Origin of the sequence: Rhizobium croatiense (assembly GCF_019793465.1) — a bacterium.
Classification (GTDB): Bacteria; Pseudomonadota; Alphaproteobacteria; order Rhizobiales; family Rhizobiaceae; genus Rhizobium; species Rhizobium croatiense.
Genome location: NZ_JAILYJ010000051.1, coordinates 1 through 1,046, shown reverse-complemented (window position 1 = coordinate 1,046; position 1,046 = coordinate 1). Strand labels below are relative to the sequence as shown.

The 1,046-nt window shown below is 57.0% G+C and carries 1 pseudogene; it reads right to left on the bottom strand.

Annotated features, from left to right (window positions below):
* Positions 1–281: 281 nt before the first annotated feature.
* Positions 282–1,046, bottom strand: a pseudogene (locus tag K6M89_RS30485) (IS630 family transposase); the annotation flags it as partial.

Below are 1,046 nucleotides of genomic sequence, written 5' to 3'. Positions count from 1 at the left end.
CGTAAAATGCGATTTGACGCAAATCTGACATATCGCCTTCCTTCTTTCGTTCCATCCATCGCTGAGTAAAAGGCAGGCAGCTCGCGCCGCCTCGCATGGCAATCTTCAAAACCCGTGCCATGTGGGCCGATCGAGCCAAAGGAAAGATCCTTTTGTTGGGTTTCAGAAAGTTACTCCGAACCACCACAGGAAACTGCCAAACAAACCTAATGTCGCCGATCAGACAAAGCCGACAGACGGTGTCGTGATGGCATCACTTGCACCGCTAGAGCAAATCCTGCTCAATCTGGGTCATATCCAGCGGCCTTAAGGTAGTTTGCGCATTCTGCCGCAGTGAAGCGAGGTATCAAGGCCCCGACCGCATCCCATAGAGCATCGATCTTTCGCTCGGCTCGGCCTCGCAACATGGCTTTCAGCTTCGAGAATGCGTTCTCGATTGGATTGAAGTCCGGACTATAGGGCGGCAGGAACATGAGCTTGGCGCCGGCACGTTCGATGGCATCGCGGACACCGGCTATCTTGTGTGCAGGCAGGTTATCCATAATGACGACGTCGCCGATCTCCAGGGGCGGCACCAGCACCTGTTCGACATACGCAAGGAAGACGTTGCCGTTCATCGCGCCATCGTAGACGAATGGGGCGGTCATTCCGCTGAGGCGCAACGCACCGGTGAAAGTCGTTGTTTTCCAATGGCCGTGCGGCACGCCGGCACGGCAAACGCTCACCTCGCAATGCACGTCCGCGCAGACCGTGACATCTTGGTCGAGAGGCCGGTTTCGTCGATGAAGATCAGTTTCTCCGGATCGAGGTCCAATTGACCATCGAACCAGGCGCGCCGGCGCTTCAGGACGTCCGGTCGGTCCTGCTCCAGTGCGTGTGCGGTCTTTTTTTAAAGGTCCACCCACGGCCTCGAAGCCAGGCGCCAAGTGCGCTGCGGCTGATCTTCACCTGCCGCTCGACGGACAAGCGCTCAACCATCTCATCGAGCGTCACATCCCTACGCTCGTTGATCAACGCGACAACGAATTCCTCGTGTGCATCCACTG